Origin of the sequence: Agrobacterium sp. CFBP 3001, assembly GCF_027871605.1 — a bacterium.
GTDB classification, from domain to species: Bacteria; Pseudomonadota; Alphaproteobacteria; order Rhizobiales; family Rhizobiaceae; genus Agrobacterium; species Agrobacterium leguminum.
On sequence record NZ_JAQAHD010000013.1, the window covers coordinates 1 to 16,312 of the forward strand.

Here is a 16,312-nt window from a genome sequence, read left to right on the forward strand (position 1 = left end):
GCCGCACGGTGTTGCTCCTCTTTCGTGTCCGAGATCGTCGCCAAACGCTCGAATACGAGTAGAATCAACACCGTGCGCCATGTCCACCAAATTTAAACCGGACAGCAGTGGCACAGGGCCGAGGATCTGCAACCTATCGATTGTACGATACGTGATTGGATCCTCGGGCCCTAGGATGACGTGAGTAGGAGGCGAGGCTTGTGAAATGGCTCCGCCGCCTGTTTCCGGCCTTCAACCGATCACACCACAACCTTTTCCGGCCGATGCGCCCGCATGCACAGCACGACGCTCAGCACCACCGCACATATTGCCACGACCTCAATCAGTGTCGGGCCACGCCCTTCCCAGAGAAAACCGTAAAGCAGCGCAAACAGCGTTTCGAACAGGATCATCTGCCCGACCATGGTGAGCGGCAGAAGGCGGCTCATGCGGTTCCATAAGGCATTGCCGAGAATGGAAGCGGTGAAACCCAGCCCGGCTGCAACAGCCACAAAATGCAGCCAGTCGCCCGAACTATGGCTTTCGCCGCCAAAGCCAAAGGCCGGGATAGCAAGCAGCAGCGCAAGCCCGCCGGTCACCACGCCGGTCATCATGTTCCAGTCGTCGGCGCTGACATCGTGAAGGCGGGAGAGCCAGCGGGCGTTACCGACGGCAAAGGCTGTCCAAGACGCCAGCGCACCGAGCGCACAGGCCAGCCCGATGACGCGAGAGACATCGAGCCCCGCATCGTTTTCCGTCAGCGACTGCCAGGAAATGCCGATAATCCCCATCGCGCCGAAGGCGAGCGACGGCCACAGCCGCTTCAGCGACACCGCGCCGTGATCGCGGCTGCCGATGATGGTGACAGCGACGGGCAGGAAACCGATGATAATGGAGGTGAAGGCGACGCCGCTCAATTTTACCGCGGTCGATATGAAGACATAATAGGCGATATTGCCGATCATGCTCAGCCAGCCGAGTGCTATCCATTCCCGCGCGCCAAAATGGGCCGAGATGCGTTTCAGACGCGGCCCGATGATGATGAGGGAAATCAGCCCATAGGTGAGATAACGCGCCGTCGAGAGTTGCAGGGCGGAAAAATCCGGCACGAGTTTGGGAGCGAGAAAAATCCCACCCCAAAGCGCACCCGCCAGCATGCCGAAAAAAACACCGAGACCTGTTCTGTTCATGTCATGTCACATCCGCATTCACATCTGCCTGCGATGTGCCACAGCCCTTTGCGGCTGTCTTGACAAAAACTCCTGATCGAATGTGCTGGCGGTTTTAATGAAGCCCGCAGGTCCGACGGTAGGCTGCGGGCGTTTCACCCACTGCATTGCGCATGGCGCGCGTCAGTGCAGTCTGGTCGGAAAAACCGGCCCGCAAGGCGATCTCGGCAATCGGCAGGGTGGAATTGCTGAGCAATGCGCAGACCTTGTCCATGCGCAGCCCGGCCAGCCAGCGGTGAGGCGGAAGGCCGAATTCTTCGAGAAACAGCGCATGCAGGCGGCTGTCGCTGATCGTCACGCAGGAGGCGAGCATCTCGATGGTCCAGGGGAAGAACGGTTCCGCCCTGATAAGTGCAACAACCCTGCGCAGGCGTTGGCGAATGTCGGCTTTCTCATTGGCAAGGCTGTCGATCAGGAGCGGCGCCCACAGGCCGGCAATATCGTCGCGTCGCCCTTCTGTTCCGATGACACCGCGCATATAGGCGATCAGTTGGCCCGTATCCTGCGCGATATCGAGAAACGGCGAATGGGCGAATTTCTCGAGCGTTTGCTCGGGAAGGGCGCCTTCATCGATATCGACCACCAGCGAGTGGTTGCTTGCCGTCGCTTCCTGCGTATGCGGCGCATCGCGATGGATGAACACGCCGCGTCCGGCCGACAATTCGTCCTGCCGTCCCGCCACATCGATCAGCAGACGCCCGGAGACCGGAAGAACGATCTGAACGAAGCCATGCCGTTCCTTCGGTCTTTCTTCCCTATAGGTTCTGATATCGGCGGATGCGGCTTTCATAACGCTGTCGTTTCCATTGTGCAAAGAAATGGCCGCCTCGAAAAAGCGGCCAGTTTCATTGTTTGATTATGACATCGTCTTGAAGATTGGGCCAGCCGGCTTTATCGGTCGGCTCTGCGCGCCGGCAATTAACAGTCTTCCTTGGCGGTCGATTCGCCGCGTTTGCGCTTGCGCAGAACCGGCTTGTTCTCTCTCGCCTCGCATTTCGCGACGTCGATCAGATAGGCAAGCACCGGCATGCCGTTCATCGATGCGAGTTGCTTGGCGGATTCGAGAAGGTTGATGATGTTGGAAAAATCGTCCATCGGCTCACTCAGTGGCTCAAAGCGGTTATATGTCGGGTCTGAACCCAAGGATGAATACGCTGGGTGAAATCGGGAGCTTCCAGCGCCGTTGCATCCAATGGGTGTAATATTAGTCGCAAATAAATAGCAATCCCTGCGACGGGGTTACAATAGTCAATTTTCCGTAACTGTCATGCACGGCGACGATATCGCTGCGGGGCGATGGCAGAAAAATCCAGTAGTCAGATGAGGTTTCTGAAATGCCAAACTATCTTCACAGGGTGGAAGATGCGGCTGCGATCATCGCCGGGGCGCAGCGAATCATGGTCGTGGGCTGCTCCGGCGGCGGCAAGACGACGCTTTCGCAGAAGCTCGCGCGCAATTTCGGACTTCGCTACATCTCCATGGATCGCGATGTTTTCTGGCTGCCCGGCTGGCAGGCGCGCCCGCGCGAGGAGCAGCGACAGAGGATAGCCACCATCATTACCGAGGAACGCTGGCTGATGGACGGCAGCAATCCGTCGTCGTTCGATATACGGCTGCCGCGATCCCACATCGTTTTGTGGGTGCGCATGCCGCGCTGGCTCTGCCTGTGGGGCGCCGTCAGCCGGGCGATCAAGGGTTATGGCAAGGCCCGCCCGGAAATGGCGGAGGGGTGTCCCGAAAGGATAGACATCGATTTCCTGCGCTATATCTGGAATTTCGAACGCCGCCATGCCTCGATTTTCGAGCAGAATTTCGCGCTTTATGGTCCTGATGTGCCGGTATTCCAGCTGAAAAGCCGAAAACAGTTTCGCCGCCTTCTTGATCTTCTGCGTATCGAGGATTAACTGCCGCTCATGCCACAGTTCGAAACGCATCGCCACGTCAAACACTCGCCCGACCGCATGTACGACCTCGTCGCCGATGTGGAGAAATATCCGCAGTTTCTGCCCCTTTGCGAGGCGCTCACCGTCCGTTCGCGCAAGGAGCGCGATGGCAAGGTGCTGCTGGTGGCGGATATGACGGTGGGTTACAAGGCCATTCGCGAAACCTTCACCACGCAGGTGCTGCTGAACCCGGCCGAGCGCGCCATCGACGTGAAATATATCGACGGACCGTTTAAATATCTCGACAATCGCTGGCGTTTCGAGCCTGCCGACGAGGGCGGCTCAGCCATTCATTTTTTCATCGATTATGAATTCAAGAACCGTCTGCTCGGCGCGGTCATGGGGTCGATGTTCGACCGGGCCTTTCGCATGTTCGCGGAAGCCTTCGAGACGCGTGCCGATAAAATTTATACGGACCCGGCCTGATTGAGGGCTATCAGCATCTGGAGCGCCGTCCTCACCGTAGCAAGCCGGATTTCGGTGCGGCCGATCTCGCCGTAACGCATTTCCCGATGCAGGATTTTACCGCCGCGCGCATGGGCGGCCAGATGCACCAGCCCCACCGGCTTGTCGGCGGAACCGCCACCCGGACCAGCGATGCCAGTTACCGCCACGGCGAAATCCGCGCGGGAACGGAAGAGGGCACCATGCGCCATCTGCAGCGCTGTCTGTCGGGATACCGCGCCGAAATTCGCCAGCGTCTCGGAGCCAACGCCCAGCATGTCCATCTTGGCTTCATTGGTATAGGTGACAAAACCACGGTCAACGACAGCGGAGGAGCCGGCAATCTCCGTCAGGGCACCGGCGATCAGGCCGCCCGTGCAGCTTTCCGCGGTCGAGACCATGAAACCATGCGCGGTGAAATCGGCAATGATCCGCCGCGCCAGCTCTTCTATGTCAGCGGGAAAAAGGCTCATAAAGGTCTGCCCCTGTAGACGACCGTAGCGGTGGCGATTGCAGCGATGCCTTCCCGGCGGCCGACGAAACCGATGGTCTCATTGGTCGTCGCCTTGACCGAGCAGCGCTCCAGCGCGATGCCCAGCATGTCCGACAGTGCTTCGCGCATGGCTTGCCGATGCGGGCCAATACGCGGCGCTTCCGCAATCAGCGAGACATCGGCATTCATGATCGTGCCGCCATTGTCGCGAACCACTTTGGCCGCATGTTCGAGGAAGATGCGCGAGGCCGCTCCCTTCCATTGCGGATCGGAAGGCGGGAAGTGATCGCCGATATCGCCGGCGCCACAGGTGGCGAGCAGCGCATCCGTCAGCGCATGCAAAGCCACATCGGCATCCGAATGACCTTTCAATCTCTGGTCGTGTTCGATGAAGACGCCGCACAACGTCACGCCGTCGCCGGCTTCCAGCTGATGCACGTCGTAACCATTGCCGGTGCGCACGTCCGGCAATCCGTGGGAGAGCTTTTCATCGGCCATGGCGATATCCCGCTTGAGAGTGAGTTTTACATTGTCGACCGAACCTTCGGTCAGAGTCACCGTCAGTCCCGCCCATTCGGCAATCGAAGCATCATCGGTAAAATCGGACTTTCCGGAGGCGGCAGCGGCGCGGTGCGCGGCGAGAATATCGCCGTAGCCGAAACTCTGCGGTGTCTGCGCGGCATAAAGCCCCTGCCGGGAAACCGTTTCCACGACGCGACCATCCGAGCCGCGCTTCAGCGTGTCGGTGACGGAGAGGGCAGGCAGAACGCCGCTGGCGCCGGCCCGGTGCAGGGCGACGATCTGTTCCAGCATGTCCACGGGAACGAAAGGCCGCACGGCATCATGGATCATCACATGCGTCAGCTCTTCCGAAGAGAGCGCTTCCAGCCCGGCAAGCACCGATTGCTGGCGTGTTGCGCCGCCCGTGACGGTAACGATCCGCTCGCCGGCATCAAGCCGCTGGATGATCGGCGACAGTAGTTCCGCATCGTCTGCATGGCTGACGATCACGATGGGGGAGGCATGATTCCAGTCGAGGAAGGTCGACAATGTATGCTCGATCACGGCCCTGCCTCCGATAGGGCGATATTGTTTCGGCCCTTCCTCGGGAGAGCCCGCTCTTTCTCCGCGTCCGGCGGCGACGATGACGATGCCGAGTTTCATGGTACTTTCCTGCATTGGTCTTATGCTTTGCGCGCAACCCTTAGCGGTTGACAGTCCTGCTCTAGCGTTTCAAAACCCGGATGGCCAGCCCGATAAGACGCGCATTCGCCCCTGCATGTCGCAGGATCGAGCGTCATTGCGCCTTTGAACCTGCACAAATTGCTGCCGACAGCAAAACAGGCAGGCAGTCGCCCAGCAAATAAAAGGTGCAACCCTCTAAAAGTGCTTGGCAACTGCACAAACACTGTCTAAAAATAATGCAAATAACCCTTCTGCATGAAAGATCATCAATTGCATCTTCCGGAGTTGTCAGAACCGTTCAGCATCGGCTCAGTCGCGATCCGTAATCGTGCCGTGCTGGCGCCCATGTCGGGCGTGACGGATCTGCCGTTCCGGCAGCTTGCCTGGCGTTATGGCGCGGGCCTTGTCGTTACGGAAATGGTGGCAAGCCGTGAGCTCGTCGCCAACCGAGGCGAATCCTGGGCGCGGCTGAAAAATGCCGGCATGGTTCCGCATATGGTGCAGCTCGCAGGACGCGAGGCGCATTTCATGGCCGAGGCAGCCAAGATCGCGGCCGACAATGGCGCTGGCATCATCGACATCAATATGGGCTGTCCAGCCAAGAAGGTGACGGGTGGTTATTCTGGCTCGGCTTTGATGCGCGATCCGGATCATGCACTCTCGCTCATTGAGGCAACGGTCAATGCAGTCAACGTGCCTGTGACGCTGAAGATGCGGCTCGGCTGGGACGAGAACACCATCAATGCGCCGGAGATCGCCCGCCGTGCCGAAGCCGCAGGTGTTCAGCTGATCACCGTTCACGGCCGCACCCGCATGCAGTTTTACGAGGGACGGGCGGACTGGGATGCCATCCGCGCCGTGCGTGAGGTGATTTCCGTGCCGCTGATCGCCAATGGCGACGTTGAAACGGCCGGAGATGCGCGCGAAATCCTGCGCCGTTCGGGTGCGGATGCCGTCATGGTCGGGCGCGGCGCGCAGGGGCAACCCTGGCTGCCGGCGGTGCTTGCCGGACATTCAGCGCCGCACCGCGGCGATATTCCCGCCATCGCCATCGAACATTACGAGATGATGCTGGAATTTTATGGAAGGGAAGCCGGTCTCCGGCATGCCCGCAAACACCTCGGCTGGTATCTCGACCGTTTCGCGCCAGAGATCGCCACGACTGACAAGGCTGAAATCATGACATCGCGTGACACGGCGGAAGTGGCGGATCTGCTTCGCTCTGCCCTTAGCGAAAATGCGGGCGAAGACGCCGCAAGGAAGGCCGCATGAGCGCTGACAAACACAGCTCGGCAGATGCAAACCCGCTTGCCATGGCGGTTCTGAACGCGGTGCAGAACCCGGTTATTCTGGTGGATGCCGAAGGTTTCATCGCCTTCGCCAACTGGGAAGCCGAAGCCTTTTTCGGGGCGAGCGCCTCCCATCTCGCGCGCTACCGCGTTTCCACCTTCATTCCCTTCGGCAGCCCGTTGCTCGCACTGATCGATCAGGTGCGGGAGCGCCGCGCGCCGGTCAACGAATATCGCGTCGATCTGAGTTCGCCGCGTCTAGGCCAGGACAAGCTGGTCGATCTTTATGTCGCGCCTGTTGTCAGCGAACCGGGATCGGTGGTCGTCGTCTTCCAGGAAAGGTCGATGGCCGACAAGATCGACCGGCAATTGACCCACCGGGCGGCGGCGCGCTCCGTTACCGGCCTTGCCTCCATGCTCGCGCATGAAATCAAGAATCCGCTGTCCGGCATTCGCGGCGCTGCCCAGTTGCTGGAGACGTCGGTTGCCGATGAAGACCGGGCGCTGACGCGGCTGATCTGCGACGAGACCGACCGCATCGTCTCGCTGGTCGACCGTATGGAGGTGTTTTCCGACGAGCGGCCGGTGGATCGCGTCCCGGTCAACATCCATTCCGTGCTCGATCATGTAAAGGCCATCGCCAAGGCCGGTTTTGCCCGCAATATCAAGATTTCGGAAAACTACGACCCCTCGTTGCCGCCTGTTTATGCCAATCGCGACCAGCTGGTGCAGGTCTTTCTCAATCTGGTGAAGAATGCGGCGGAAGCCGTGGGCAACCAGCCGGATGGCGAAATCATCCTCACCACCGCCTATCGCCCCGGCATGCGGCTTTCGGTCGCCGGCAGCCGCGAGCGCATCTCGCTGCCGCTCGAATTCTGCGTGCATGACAATGGCCCGGGCGTTCCGGCCGATCTTTTGCCGCATCTTTTCGATCCCTTCATCACCACCAAGACGAATGGTTCGGGCCTCGGGCTGGCGCTTGTCGCCAAGCTGATCGGCGCCCATGGCGGCATTGTGGAATGCGACAGCCAGAACCACCGCACGACTTTCCGCGTATTGATGCCCGTCTCGCCGGAAGTGGCGCTCGACGACCGCTCTTTGCCGAACACGACAGGAAATGACCAATGACAGCTACGATCCTCGTCGCCGATGATGATGCCGCAATCCGCACGGTGCTGAACCAGGCGCTGAGCCGCGCCGGTTACGACGTGCGCATCACCTCCAATGCCGCCACGCTCTGGCGCTGGGTTTCGGCGGGTGAGGGCGATCTTGTCGTAACCGATGTCGTGATGCCGGATGAAAACGCCTTTGACCTGCTGCCGCGCATCAAAAAGGCCCGCCCGGACCTGCCGGTTCTGGTCATGAGTGCGCAGAACACCTTCATGACGGCCATCAAGGCCTCGGAAAAAGGCGCTTACGACTATCTGCCGAAGCCCTTCGACCTGACGGAGCTGATCGCCATCATCGGCCGCGCCCTGTCGGAACCGAAGCGCAAGCCGGCCAAACTCGATGACGACATGCAGGACGGCATGCCGCTCGTCGGCCGCTCGGCGGCGATGCAGGAAATCTACCGCGTTCTCGCCCGCCTGATGCAGACCGACCTGACGCTGATGATCACCGGTGAATCCGGCACCGGCAAGGAGCTGGTGGCGCGCGCTCTGCATGATTACGGCAAGCGCCGCAACGGTCCCTTCGTCGCCATCAACATGGCCGCAATCCCGCGCGACCTGATCGAATCCGAACTCTTCGGCCATGAGAAGGGCGCCTTCACCGGCGCGCAGAACCGCTCCACCGGCCGTTTCGAACAGGCCGAGGGCGGCACGCTGTTCCTCGACGAAATCGGTGACATGCCGATGGACGCCCAGACACGCCTGCTGCGCGTGTTGCAGCAGGGCGAATATACGACGGTGGGCGGCCGTACGCCGATCCGCACCGATGTCCGCATCGTCGCCGCCACCAACAAGGACCTGAAGCAGTCGATCAATCAGGGCCTTTTCCGCGAAGACCTTTATTATCGCCTGAACGTCGTTCCGCTGCGGCTGCCGCCGCTGCGTGACCGCGCCGAGGATATTCCCGATCTGGTGCGCCACTTTATCCAGCAGGGCGAAAAGGAAGGTCTGGAAGGCAAGCGTTTCGAGAGCGAGGCGCTGGAGGTCATGAAGGCCTATGCCTGGCCGGGCAACGTGCGCGAGCTGGAAAACCTGATCCGCCGCCTGATGGCGCTTTACCCGCAGGAAGTCATTACCCGCGAGATCATCGAGCAGGAACTGCAATCGGATGTTCCCGACAGCCCGCTCGACAAGATGGCGGTCCGCACGGGGTCGCTCACCATTTCGCAGGCGGTGGAAGAAAATATGCGGGATTATTTCGCCAGTTTCGGCGATGGCCTGCCGCCGCCCGGCCTTTACGACCGCGTTCTGCGCGAACTCGAATATCCGCTGATTCTCGCGGCTTTGACTGCGACACGCGGCAACCAGATCAAGGCCGCCGATCTTCTCGGCCTGAACCGCAATACGCTGCGCAAGAAAATCCGCGAGCTTGGCGTTTCCGTTTATCGCAGCTCCCGCCCAAGCTGAGAATGTTGACAAGGTCGCATTTGTCGTTGCACTTTCGCCACATTGTGTTGCTTGAAAAACACTAGGAAGGAAAGAGATTCGCCGGTCTGAGGCGCGTCTTACCTGACTTCATAAATGTGGTGCTGGCTGGCCAGCGATTGGGAGTAGTGCATGCGGAAACCCGCCGCCGAAAACGCCGTTGCCGATGAAGCAGCGGGCATGGTGGTTGCCGATCGCAGGATGTCTTTCGCTTTGCCGGGGCTGGTGCTCGCCGGCGTCGCTCTCGTTTGCGCCATCCTCACCCTGTTCGTGCTTCTGGGCGTCACGCCAATCGCGCCGACATCGAACGTCGTCATCGCCTCCGTCGTCATCAATTCGATCTTCGTGATCGGCCTGATCTTCCTCATCGGGCGCGAAATCAACCGGCTGCTGAAAGCGCGTAAAAAGGGCAGGGCGGCGGCGCGTCTGCACGTGCGCATCGTCGTGCTTTTCTCCATCGTGGCGATTACGCCCGCGGTGCTCGTCGCCATCTTCGCCAGTCTGACGCTGAATGTAGGCCTCGACCGCTGGTTTGCGCTGCGCACGCAGTCGATTGTCGATTCATCGAGCAATATCGCCCAAGCCTATATGATGGAGAATGCCGGTTATCTTCAGGGTCAGACCCTGTCGATGGCGACCGACCTCGACCGCAACCGTGCGCTTTTTTATCTGGATCGCACTGGCTTCGTCGATCTGATGACCCGTCAGGCCAAGGGGCGCGGCCTTCTCGGCGCGTTTCTGGTGCAGGAGGACGGCGACGCCGTTGCTCAGGCCGACATCAAGACCGAAAAACCGCTTCCCGCCATACCGCATGACGCGCTTGAAAAGGCGGCCGCCGGCCAGCCGACGCTGATACCGCCCGGTATCACCAACCTCGTCGGCGCCATTATCAAGCTCGAAGGCATCAGCGGCACCTTCCTTTACACGGTGCGCGCCGTCGATCCCAAGGTGATGAGCGCGATGCGGCTGATGGAAGAGAACCGCGCGGAATACAAGGCGATGGAGGCGGGCCGCGCGCCGCTGCAGATCGCCTTTGCGATCCTTTATCTCGGTTTCGCGCTGATCGTGCTTCTCGCTGCCATCTGGACGGCGATTGCGGTGGCCGACCGTATCGTGCGGCCTATCCGTCTCCTCATCAGTGCGGCAGACAGTGTCGCCACCGGCAACATGCATGTGCTGGTTCCCGTCCGCGCCGTCGATGGCGACGTCGGGCGACTGTCGCGCACCTTCAACAAGATGGTCTCCGAACTGCGCAGCCAGCAGGAACAGATCATCGAGGCCAAGGACGATATTGATGATCGCCGCCGCTTCATCGAGGCCGTGCTGTCAGGCGTCACCGCCGCCGTCATCGGTGTCGATGAGAACCGCAGGATCACCATCGTCAATCCGTCGGGCGAAGAATTCCTGGCGCAGACATCCGAGCAGCTTATCGGCGCGCAACTGTCGGAGATCGCGCCGGAAATCGAACAGGTGGTCAACGAGGCGAATACCTGGTCACGCGGCAATTTCCGCAAGCAGATCAACATCATGCGGCGGGGCAAGGAACGAACGCTGAATGTGCAGGTGACCCGCGAGGACGCTCGCGACAGCCGTGACAGCTACGTCATCACCCTTGACGACATCACCGATCTCGTCATCGCCCAGCGTTCGACCGCATGGTCTGATGTGGCGCGGCGCATCGCGCATGAAATCAAGAACCCGTTGACGCCGATCCAGCTTTCCGCCGAGCGTATCAAACGCCGTTTCGGCAAGCAGATCGACGAGAGCGACCGTGCCGTCTTCGACCAGTGTACGGACACCATCGTCCGGCAGGTTGGCGATATCGGCCGGATGGTGGATGAATTCTCCGCTTTTGCGCGCATGCCGAAGCCGACGAAGGAAAAGTCGGACCTGCGGGCGATCTTGAAGGACGCCGCATTCCTGCGCGAGATCAGCGCCGCCGATACGAAATTCTCAACCGAACTGGGCGAGATTCCGCTCGAGGGCATGTTCGATGCCCGCATGCTGGGTCAGGCCTTCGGCAATCTCATCAAGAATGCGACGGAAGCCATCGAGGCGGTGGAAGGCGAAAAGCGGCCTGGTAAAATTCTGGTGCGCGCCGCTTTCGACGAAGCCAATTCGCGTTTCGTGGCTGACATCATCGACAATGGCCGCGGCCTTCCCGTCGAGAACCGTCACCGCATTCTCGAACCTTATATGACGATGCGGGACAAGGGCACGGGCCTCGGCCTCGCCATCGTCAAGAAAATCATCGAAGAGCATGGCGGGTATCTGGAACTCCACGATGCCCCGCCGGAATTCGATCACGGCCACGGCGCCATGATCAGAGTGCTGCTGCCCTATATCGAGGCGGTCGGCGGCGAAAATAACAAGGAAGCAGCATATGGCGTCTGATATTCTGGTCGTGGATGACGAGGCGGACATTCGCGAAATCGTAGCGGGCATTCTTTCCGACGAGGGCCACGAGACCCGCATGGCGTTCGACAGCGACAGCGCGCTGGCCGCCATTTCGGAGCGCGTGCCGCGTCTGATCTTTCTCGATATCTGGATGCAGGGCTCGAAGCTCGATGGTCTGGCGTTGCTGGATGAGATCAAGAGCCGCCATCCCGAAATCCCGGTGGTCATGATTTCCGGTCACGGCAATATCGAAACCGCCGTCAACGCCATCAAGCGCGGTGCCTTCGATTTCATCGAGAAGCCGTTCAAGGCCGACCGCCTCATTCTGATCGCCGAGCGGGCGCTGGAAAACTCCAAGCTGAAGCGTGAGGTTCAGGAACTCAAGAAGCGCACCGGTGACGCGGTTGAACTCGTCGGCGCATCGCTTGCGGTGTCGCAGCTTCGCCAGACCATCGACCGTGTTGCGCCCACCAACAGCCGCATCATGATCCTCGGCCCCTCCGGTTCCGGCAAGGAACTTGTGGCGCGCATGGTGCACAAGAAGTCCTCGCGTGCGAGCGGACCCTTTGTGGCGCTCAATGCCGCGACGATCACACCGGACCGCATGGAAATCGCGCTTTTCGGCACGGAGGGCCTTCCCGGGCAGCCGCGCAAGGTCGGGGCTCTGGAAGAAGCTCATCGCGGCGTGCTTTATCTTGATGAAGTCGGCGAAATGCCGCGCGAGACCCAGAACAAGATCCTGCGCGTGCTGGTCGATCAGCAATTCGAGCGCGTTGGGGGCGGCAAGCGGGTGAAGGTGGATGTGCGCATCATTTCCTCGACCGCCCATCACCTCGAAAGCCTGATTGCCGAAGGCCAGTTCCGCGAAGATCTCTATCATCGCCTCGCCGTGGTGCCGGTGAAGGTGCCGGCCCTTTCTGAGCGGCGCGAGGATATTCCGTTCCTTGTCGATATGTTCATGCGCCAGATTTCCGAGCAGGCCGGCATCCGTCCGCGCAAGATCGGCGACGACGCCATGGCCGTTCTCCAGACGCATGACTGGCCGGGCAATATCCGCCAGCTGCGCAACAATATCGAGCGGCTGATGATTCTCGCCCGTCCCGAGGGCGGCGAAGCGCCGATCTCGGCCGACATGCTGCCTTCGGATATTGGCGACATGCTGCCGAAAATTTCGGCGCAGGGTGATCAGCACATCATGACCCTGCCGCTGCGCGAAGCCCGTGAAATGTTCGAGCGCGACTATCTGATGGCGCAGATCAACCGCTTCGGCGGCAATATTTCGCGAACGGCGGAATTTGTCGGCATGGAACGGTCTGCACTGCATCGCAAACTGAAATCTCTCGGCGTATAAGGAAAGAAGGCGCTTCGCCGTAACCGATTATTCCGTCAGAGAGACAGCATGAAAGTCATCATTTGCGGCGCAGGGCAGGTGGGTTACGGCATCGCCGAACAATTGTCGCGGGAAGATAATGAAGTATCGGTGATCGATACGGCCGCGCCGCTCATCACCGCCATTACCGAGACGCTGGATGTGCGCGGTTATGTCGGCCATGGCGCGCATCCCGACATGCTGGCCAAGGCCGGCGCCGACCAGGCCGACATGATTATTGCCGTGACCTTGCATGACGAGATCAACATCGTCGCCTGCGAGGTGGCGCATGCCCTGTTCAGCGTGCCGACCAAGATCGCCCGCATCCGCGACCAGAGCTATCTGAAGCCGGAATATGCCGATCTCTTCAGCCGCGAGAACATGTCCATCGACGTGACGATTTCGCCGGAAGTCGAAGTCGGCAAGATGGTGCTCCGGCGCATCGCCTTTCCGGGCGCAACGGATGTGGTGCGTTTCGCCGACGACACGATCTACATGCTGGCCATCGAATGCATGGAGGATTGTCCGGTCATCAACACACCGCTGCAGCAGCTTTCCAGCCTCTTTCCAGACCTCATCGCCACCGTGGTGGGGGTGTATCGGGATGGTATCCTCAAGGTAGCGCATTCTTCGGAACAGTTGCGGGTTGGCGACCTTGCCTATGTCATCTGCCAGCGCCAGCATGCCCGCCGCACCTTAAGCCTTTTTGGCCATGAGGAGCAGGAAGCGCAGCGCATCGTGATTGCCGGCGCCGGCAATATCGGCCACTTCGTCGCCCGCAAGATCGAGGAAATGCAGCCGAAAACGCGGGTGAAGATCATCGAGGCGGACCGCGACAGGGCGGTTGCCGCATCAGAACAGCTCAGCAATACCATCGTCATGCACGGCTCGGCGCTCGACCAGAAAATACTGATGCAGGCGGATATTCAGGATGCCGATCTTATCGTGACGCTCACCAATAACGATCAGACCAATATTCTGGCGGCGGTGATTGCCAAGCAACTCGGCTGCAAATCGAATCTGGCGCTTTTGAACAGTACGTCGTTCCACGACGTCGCCCGCTCTCTGGGGCTCGATGCCTATATCAACCCCCGGGCCGTGACGATCTCCCGCGTGCTTCAGCACGTGCGCAAGGGCCGCATCCGCTCAGTCTATGCCGTCCAGCGCGGCTCGGCGGAGGTGATCGAGGCGGAAGCGCTGGAGACGTCGCCGCTGGTCGGCCAGTCCTTCCGCGACATCGATATGCCCGACGGTGTGCGCATCGGGGCGATCTATCGCGACGGCGTGGTGATCCGCCCGGACGGCAGCACGAAAATCAAGGCGAAGGACCGGGTCGTGCTGTTCGCATCCGCCGATGCGGTGCGCGACGTGGAGCAACTTTTCCGTGTTTCGATACAATATTTTTGACTGTCCCGAATTGAAAATGTGGGTCAATACTCGTACTCATTCGGCTGTTTTGACCGTTGCGGAACGGAACACGATTTGATACCAGAGTTTGAGGTCGGCCAAGCGGGGGACAAGACTCGGCCGGCTTATTATTGATTGATTATTTTCCGGTATCCCTGCCGGCAAAAAAGAAAGAAGCGGCGCCATGGCGGAACGTTCTCAAAACCTTCAGGATCTCTTCCTCAATACCGTTCGTAAGCAAAAGATTTCGCTCACGATTTTTCTGATCAACGGCGTCAAGCTGACGGGCGTTGTCACCTCCTTCGACAATTTCTGCGTGCTTCTGCGCCGTGACGGTCATTCGCAGCTTGTTTACAAGCATGCGATCTCCACCATCATGCCCGGCCAGCCGATGCAGATGTTCGAAAGCGAAGAAGGCGCTGCCTGATCGGGCTCCCTCGACGGATATTCGACATAGACTGACCCGGACCGGGAACATTTCCCGTGCCGTCAGGTTAATTCCCATGGCCGCCCGCGCGGATGCGGTCGGCCGCAATCCTCTTTCTGGACAAGGCTGAACCCATTTCAACGCGCGACACCTCGAACGAATCGATTATTCCGGAGCAGGAAAAGCGCCGCGACGACATGCGTGCGGTCGTCCTCGTGCCGGTCCTCAAGCAGCGCGAAACGCGCGATGCGGCTGCTGGCCCGGCTGCCCCCGGCCGTTCGGTCGAAGCCAAGCTTGAGGAAGCGAAGGGACTGGCGCTCGCCATCGATCTGGAAGTGACGCAGGGTCTCATCGTTCCGGTGAACCAGCCGCGCCCGGCCACGCTGTTTGGAACGGGCAAGATCGAAGAAATCGGTCATCTTCTCGAAGAGACCGATTCCGGCCTGGTGATCGTCGATCATCCGCTGACCCCGGTGCAGCAGCGCAATCTCGAAAAGCAATGGAATTGCAAGGTCATCGACCGCACGGGCCTGATCCTTGAAATCTTCGGCCGCCGCGCCTCCACAAAGGAAGGCACGCTGCAGGTCGATCTTGCGCATCTGAACTACCAGAAGGGCCGCCTCGTCCGAAGCTGGACCCACCTTGAACGCCAGCGCGGCGGTGCGGGCTTCATGGGCGGCCCGGGTGAAACCCAGATCGAGGCCGACCGCCGGCTTTTGCAGGAACGCATCGTCAAGCTGGAGCGCGAGCTGGAACAGGTGGTGCGCACGCGCCAGCTACACCGCGCCAAGCGCCGCAAGGTACCGCATCCGATCGTCGCGCTGGTCGGTTACACCAATGCCGGCAAATCCACGCTGTTCAACCGCATCACCGGCGCCGGCGTTCTGGCGGAGGATATGCTGTTCGCCACGCTCGACCCGACCTTGCGCCGCATGAAATTGCCGCATGGTCGCACCGTCATCCTGTCCGATACGGTCGGTTTCATTTCCGACCTTCCGACGCATCTGGTCGCCGCTTTCCGCGCCACTCTGGAAGAGGTGCTGGAAGCCGATCTCGTTCTGCATGTGCGCGATATGTCCGATCCGGACAATGCCGCCCAGTCTGCGGATGTGTTGCGTATTCTCGGTGACCTCGGCATTGACGAGAAGGAAGCGGAAAAGCGCATCATCGAGGTCTGGAACAAGGTCGACCGTCTCGAGCCGGAAGCGCATGACGCCATCATGCAGCGCGCCGAAGGTCGTTCGGATATCCGCGCTGTTTCGGCCATCACGGGTGAGGGCGTCGATGCCCTGATGGACGAGATTTCAAAGCGTCTTTCCGGTGTTCTGACGGAAACGACCGTTGTCCTCTCCATCGAACAATTGCCGCTGATCTCCTGGGTCTACAGCAATTCCATCGTCGACGGTCGTGAAGACCATGAGGACGGATCGGTCGCGCTCGATGTGCGCCTTTCGGAAGCGCAAGCGGCCGAACTGGAACGGAAGCTTGGTAAAGTGACTATCCGCGAACGCGAGGACTGGGAGCGCTGAGCGCTCCTTGAATTGTCCCAAACTCTG

Annotated in this window: 15 protein-coding genes; 10 read left to right on the forward strand and 5 right to left on the reverse strand. The window is 60.1% G+C overall.

All coding sequences use genetic code 11. The features are described 5' to 3' along the window. Nucleotides 1–239 precede the first annotated feature (239 nt). From PH605_RS16555 to PH605_RS16565, 3 genes are all read right to left on the reverse strand, one after another. Nucleotides 240–1,169, reverse strand: a complete 930-nt coding sequence (locus tag PH605_RS16555; RefSeq protein ID WP_142845480.1) for a DMT family transporter — start codon at nt 1,167–1,169, stop codon at nt 240–242. A gap of 94 nt (nt 1,170–1,263) precedes the next feature. Beyond that, nucleotides 1,264–1,998, reverse strand: a complete 735-nt coding sequence (locus PH605_RS16560; RefSeq protein WP_142845481.1) for a helix-turn-helix transcriptional regulator — start codon at nt 1,996–1,998, stop codon at nt 1,264–1,266. 128 nt (nt 1,999–2,126) lie between these two features. Next, nucleotides 2,127–2,303, reverse strand: a complete 177-nt coding sequence (locus tag PH605_RS16565) for a hypothetical protein (protein ID WP_003496171.1) — start codon at nt 2,301–2,303, stop codon at nt 2,127–2,129. Nucleotides 2,304–2,542: 239 nt separating this feature from the next. Here PH605_RS16565 and PH605_RS16570 point away from each other — a divergent pair, with 239 nt between their 5' ends. After that, nucleotides 2,543–3,112, forward strand: coding sequence for an AAA family ATPase (locus PH605_RS16570; protein ID WP_078052945.1), 570 nt, complete (start codon nt 2,543–2,545; stop codon nt 3,110–3,112). A gap of 9 nt (nt 3,113–3,121) precedes the next feature. Continuing rightward, the gene (locus PH605_RS16575) at nt 3,122–3,577 is read left to right on the forward strand and encodes a type II toxin-antitoxin system RatA family toxin (protein WP_065655387.1); all 456 of its coding nucleotides are present in this window, start codon (nt 3,122–3,124) and stop codon (nt 3,575–3,577) included. Here PH605_RS16575 and PH605_RS16580 read toward each other — a convergent pair. Both PH605_RS16580 and PH605_RS16585 read right to left on the reverse strand, forming a co-directional pair. Beyond that, the gene (locus PH605_RS16580; RefSeq protein WP_078052946.1) at nt 3,559–4,068 is read right to left on the reverse strand and encodes a CinA family protein; all 510 of its coding nucleotides are present in this window, start codon (nt 4,066–4,068) and stop codon (nt 3,559–3,561) included. The genes PH605_RS16575 and PH605_RS16580 overlap by 19 nt on opposite strands. Then, on the reverse strand, nt 4,065–5,252 hold the full coding sequence (locus tag PH605_RS16585; RefSeq protein ID WP_078052947.1) for a bifunctional 2-C-methyl-D-erythritol 4-phosphate cytidylyltransferase/2-C-methyl-D-erythritol 2,4-cyclodiphosphate synthase: 1,188 nt from the start codon (nt 5,250–5,252) through the stop codon (nt 4,065–4,067). The genes PH605_RS16580 and PH605_RS16585 overlap by 4 nt, the downstream gene beginning before the upstream one ends. 276 nt (nt 5,253–5,528) lie before the next feature. On the opposite strand from PH605_RS16585, the gene dusB reads away from it, so the two are divergent. The 8 genes from dusB to hflX all read left to right on the forward strand — a co-directional run bounded on the left by dusB (nt 5,529) and on the right by hflX (nt 16,285). After that, nucleotides 5,529–6,545 (forward strand): tRNA dihydrouridine synthase DusB, encoded by a 1,017-nt coding sequence (gene dusB / locus PH605_RS16590; protein ID WP_142845482.1) that lies wholly within the window; start codon nt 5,529–5,531, stop codon nt 6,543–6,545. Next, nucleotides 6,542–7,690 carry a two-component system sensor histidine kinase NtrB gene (locus PH605_RS16595; RefSeq protein WP_065655391.1) on the forward strand — a complete coding sequence of 383 codons (1,149 nt, stop codon included), beginning with the start codon at nt 6,542–6,544 and terminating at the stop codon, nt 7,688–7,690. Before dusB ends, PH605_RS16595 begins: the two co-directional genes overlap by 4 nt. Further along, nucleotides 7,687–9,138 (forward strand): nitrogen regulation protein NR(I), encoded by a 1,452-nt coding sequence (gene ntrC, locus PH605_RS16600; protein WP_035217434.1) that lies wholly within the window; start codon nt 7,687–7,689, stop codon nt 9,136–9,138. Before PH605_RS16595 ends, ntrC begins: the two co-directional genes overlap by 4 nt. A 150-nt stretch (nt 9,139–9,288) precedes the next feature. Beyond that, a complete protein-coding gene (locus tag PH605_RS16605) occupies nt 9,289–11,550 on the forward strand; it encodes a sensor histidine kinase NtrY-like (protein WP_142845483.1) in 2,262 nt (753 codons plus the stop codon). Beyond that, the gene (gene ntrX / locus PH605_RS16610) at nt 11,540–12,904 is read left to right on the forward strand and encodes a nitrogen assimilation response regulator NtrX (RefSeq protein WP_003521348.1); all 1,365 of its coding nucleotides are present in this window, start codon (nt 11,540–11,542) and stop codon (nt 12,902–12,904) included. Before PH605_RS16605 ends, ntrX begins: the two co-directional genes overlap by 11 nt. Before the next feature lie 48 nt (nt 12,905–12,952). Then, nucleotides 12,953–14,329: a Trk system potassium transporter TrkA gene (trkA, locus tag PH605_RS16615; RefSeq protein WP_127756071.1), complete on the forward strand. Its 1,377-nt coding sequence runs from the start codon at nt 12,953–12,955 to the stop codon at nt 14,327–14,329. Nucleotides 14,330–14,513: 184 nt separating this feature from the next. Then, nucleotides 14,514–14,756, forward strand: a complete 243-nt coding sequence (hfq, locus tag PH605_RS16620; protein ID WP_003496145.1) for an RNA chaperone Hfq — start codon at nt 14,514–14,516, stop codon at nt 14,754–14,756. Between the two features lie 92 nt (nt 14,757–14,848). After that, on the forward strand, nt 14,849–16,285 hold the full coding sequence (gene hflX / locus PH605_RS16625; protein WP_193559580.1) for a GTPase HflX: 1,437 nt from the start codon (nt 14,849–14,851) through the stop codon (nt 16,283–16,285). Nucleotides 16,286–16,312: the final 27 nt, after the last annotated feature.

Excerpts from the sequence above, each read along its gene's own strand:
- PH605_RS16580 (WP_078052946.1), bottom strand. The coding sequence starts at position 4,068 with ATGAGCCTTTTTCCCGCTGACATAGAAGAGCTGGCGCGGCGGATCATT.
- hflX (WP_193559580.1), top strand. The coding sequence starts at position 14,849 with ATGCGGTCGGCCGCAATCCTCTTTCTGGACAAGGCTGAACCCATTTCA.
- PH605_RS16560 (WP_142845481.1), bottom strand. The coding sequence starts at position 1,998 with ATGAAAGCCGCATCCGCCGATATCAGAACCTATAGGGAAGAAAGACCG.
- PH605_RS16605 (WP_142845483.1), top strand. The coding sequence starts at position 9,289 with ATGCGGAAACCCGCCGCCGAAAACGCCGTTGCCGATGAAGCAGCGGGC.
- PH605_RS16595 (WP_065655391.1), top strand. The coding sequence starts at position 6,542 with ATGAGCGCTGACAAACACAGCTCGGCAGATGCAAACCCGCTTGCCATG.
- ntrC (WP_035217434.1), top strand. The coding sequence starts at position 7,687 with ATGACAGCTACGATCCTCGTCGCCGATGATGATGCCGCAATCCGCACG.
- dusB (WP_142845482.1), top strand. The coding sequence starts at position 5,529 with ATGAAAGATCATCAATTGCATCTTCCGGAGTTGTCAGAACCGTTCAGC.
- hfq (WP_003496145.1), top strand. The coding sequence starts at position 14,514 with ATGGCGGAACGTTCTCAAAACCTTCAGGATCTCTTCCTCAATACCGTT.
- PH605_RS16585 (WP_078052947.1), bottom strand. The coding sequence starts at position 5,252 with ATGAAACTCGGCATCGTCATCGTCGCCGCCGGACGCGGAGAAAGAGCG.
- PH605_RS16555 (WP_142845480.1), bottom strand. The coding sequence starts at position 1,169 with ATGAACAGAACAGGTCTCGGTGTTTTTTTCGGCATGCTGGCGGGTGCG.
- ntrX (WP_003521348.1), top strand. The coding sequence starts at position 11,540 with ATGGCGTCTGATATTCTGGTCGTGGATGACGAGGCGGACATTCGCGAA.
- trkA (WP_127756071.1), top strand. The coding sequence starts at position 12,953 with ATGAAAGTCATCATTTGCGGCGCAGGGCAGGTGGGTTACGGCATCGCC.
- PH605_RS16575 (WP_065655387.1), top strand. The coding sequence starts at position 3,122 with ATGCCACAGTTCGAAACGCATCGCCACGTCAAACACTCGCCCGACCGC.
- PH605_RS16565 (WP_003496171.1), bottom strand. The coding sequence starts at position 2,303 with ATGGACGATTTTTCCAACATCATCAACCTTCTCGAATCCGCCAAGCAA.
- PH605_RS16570 (WP_078052945.1), top strand. The coding sequence starts at position 2,543 with ATGCCAAACTATCTTCACAGGGTGGAAGATGCGGCTGCGATCATCGCC.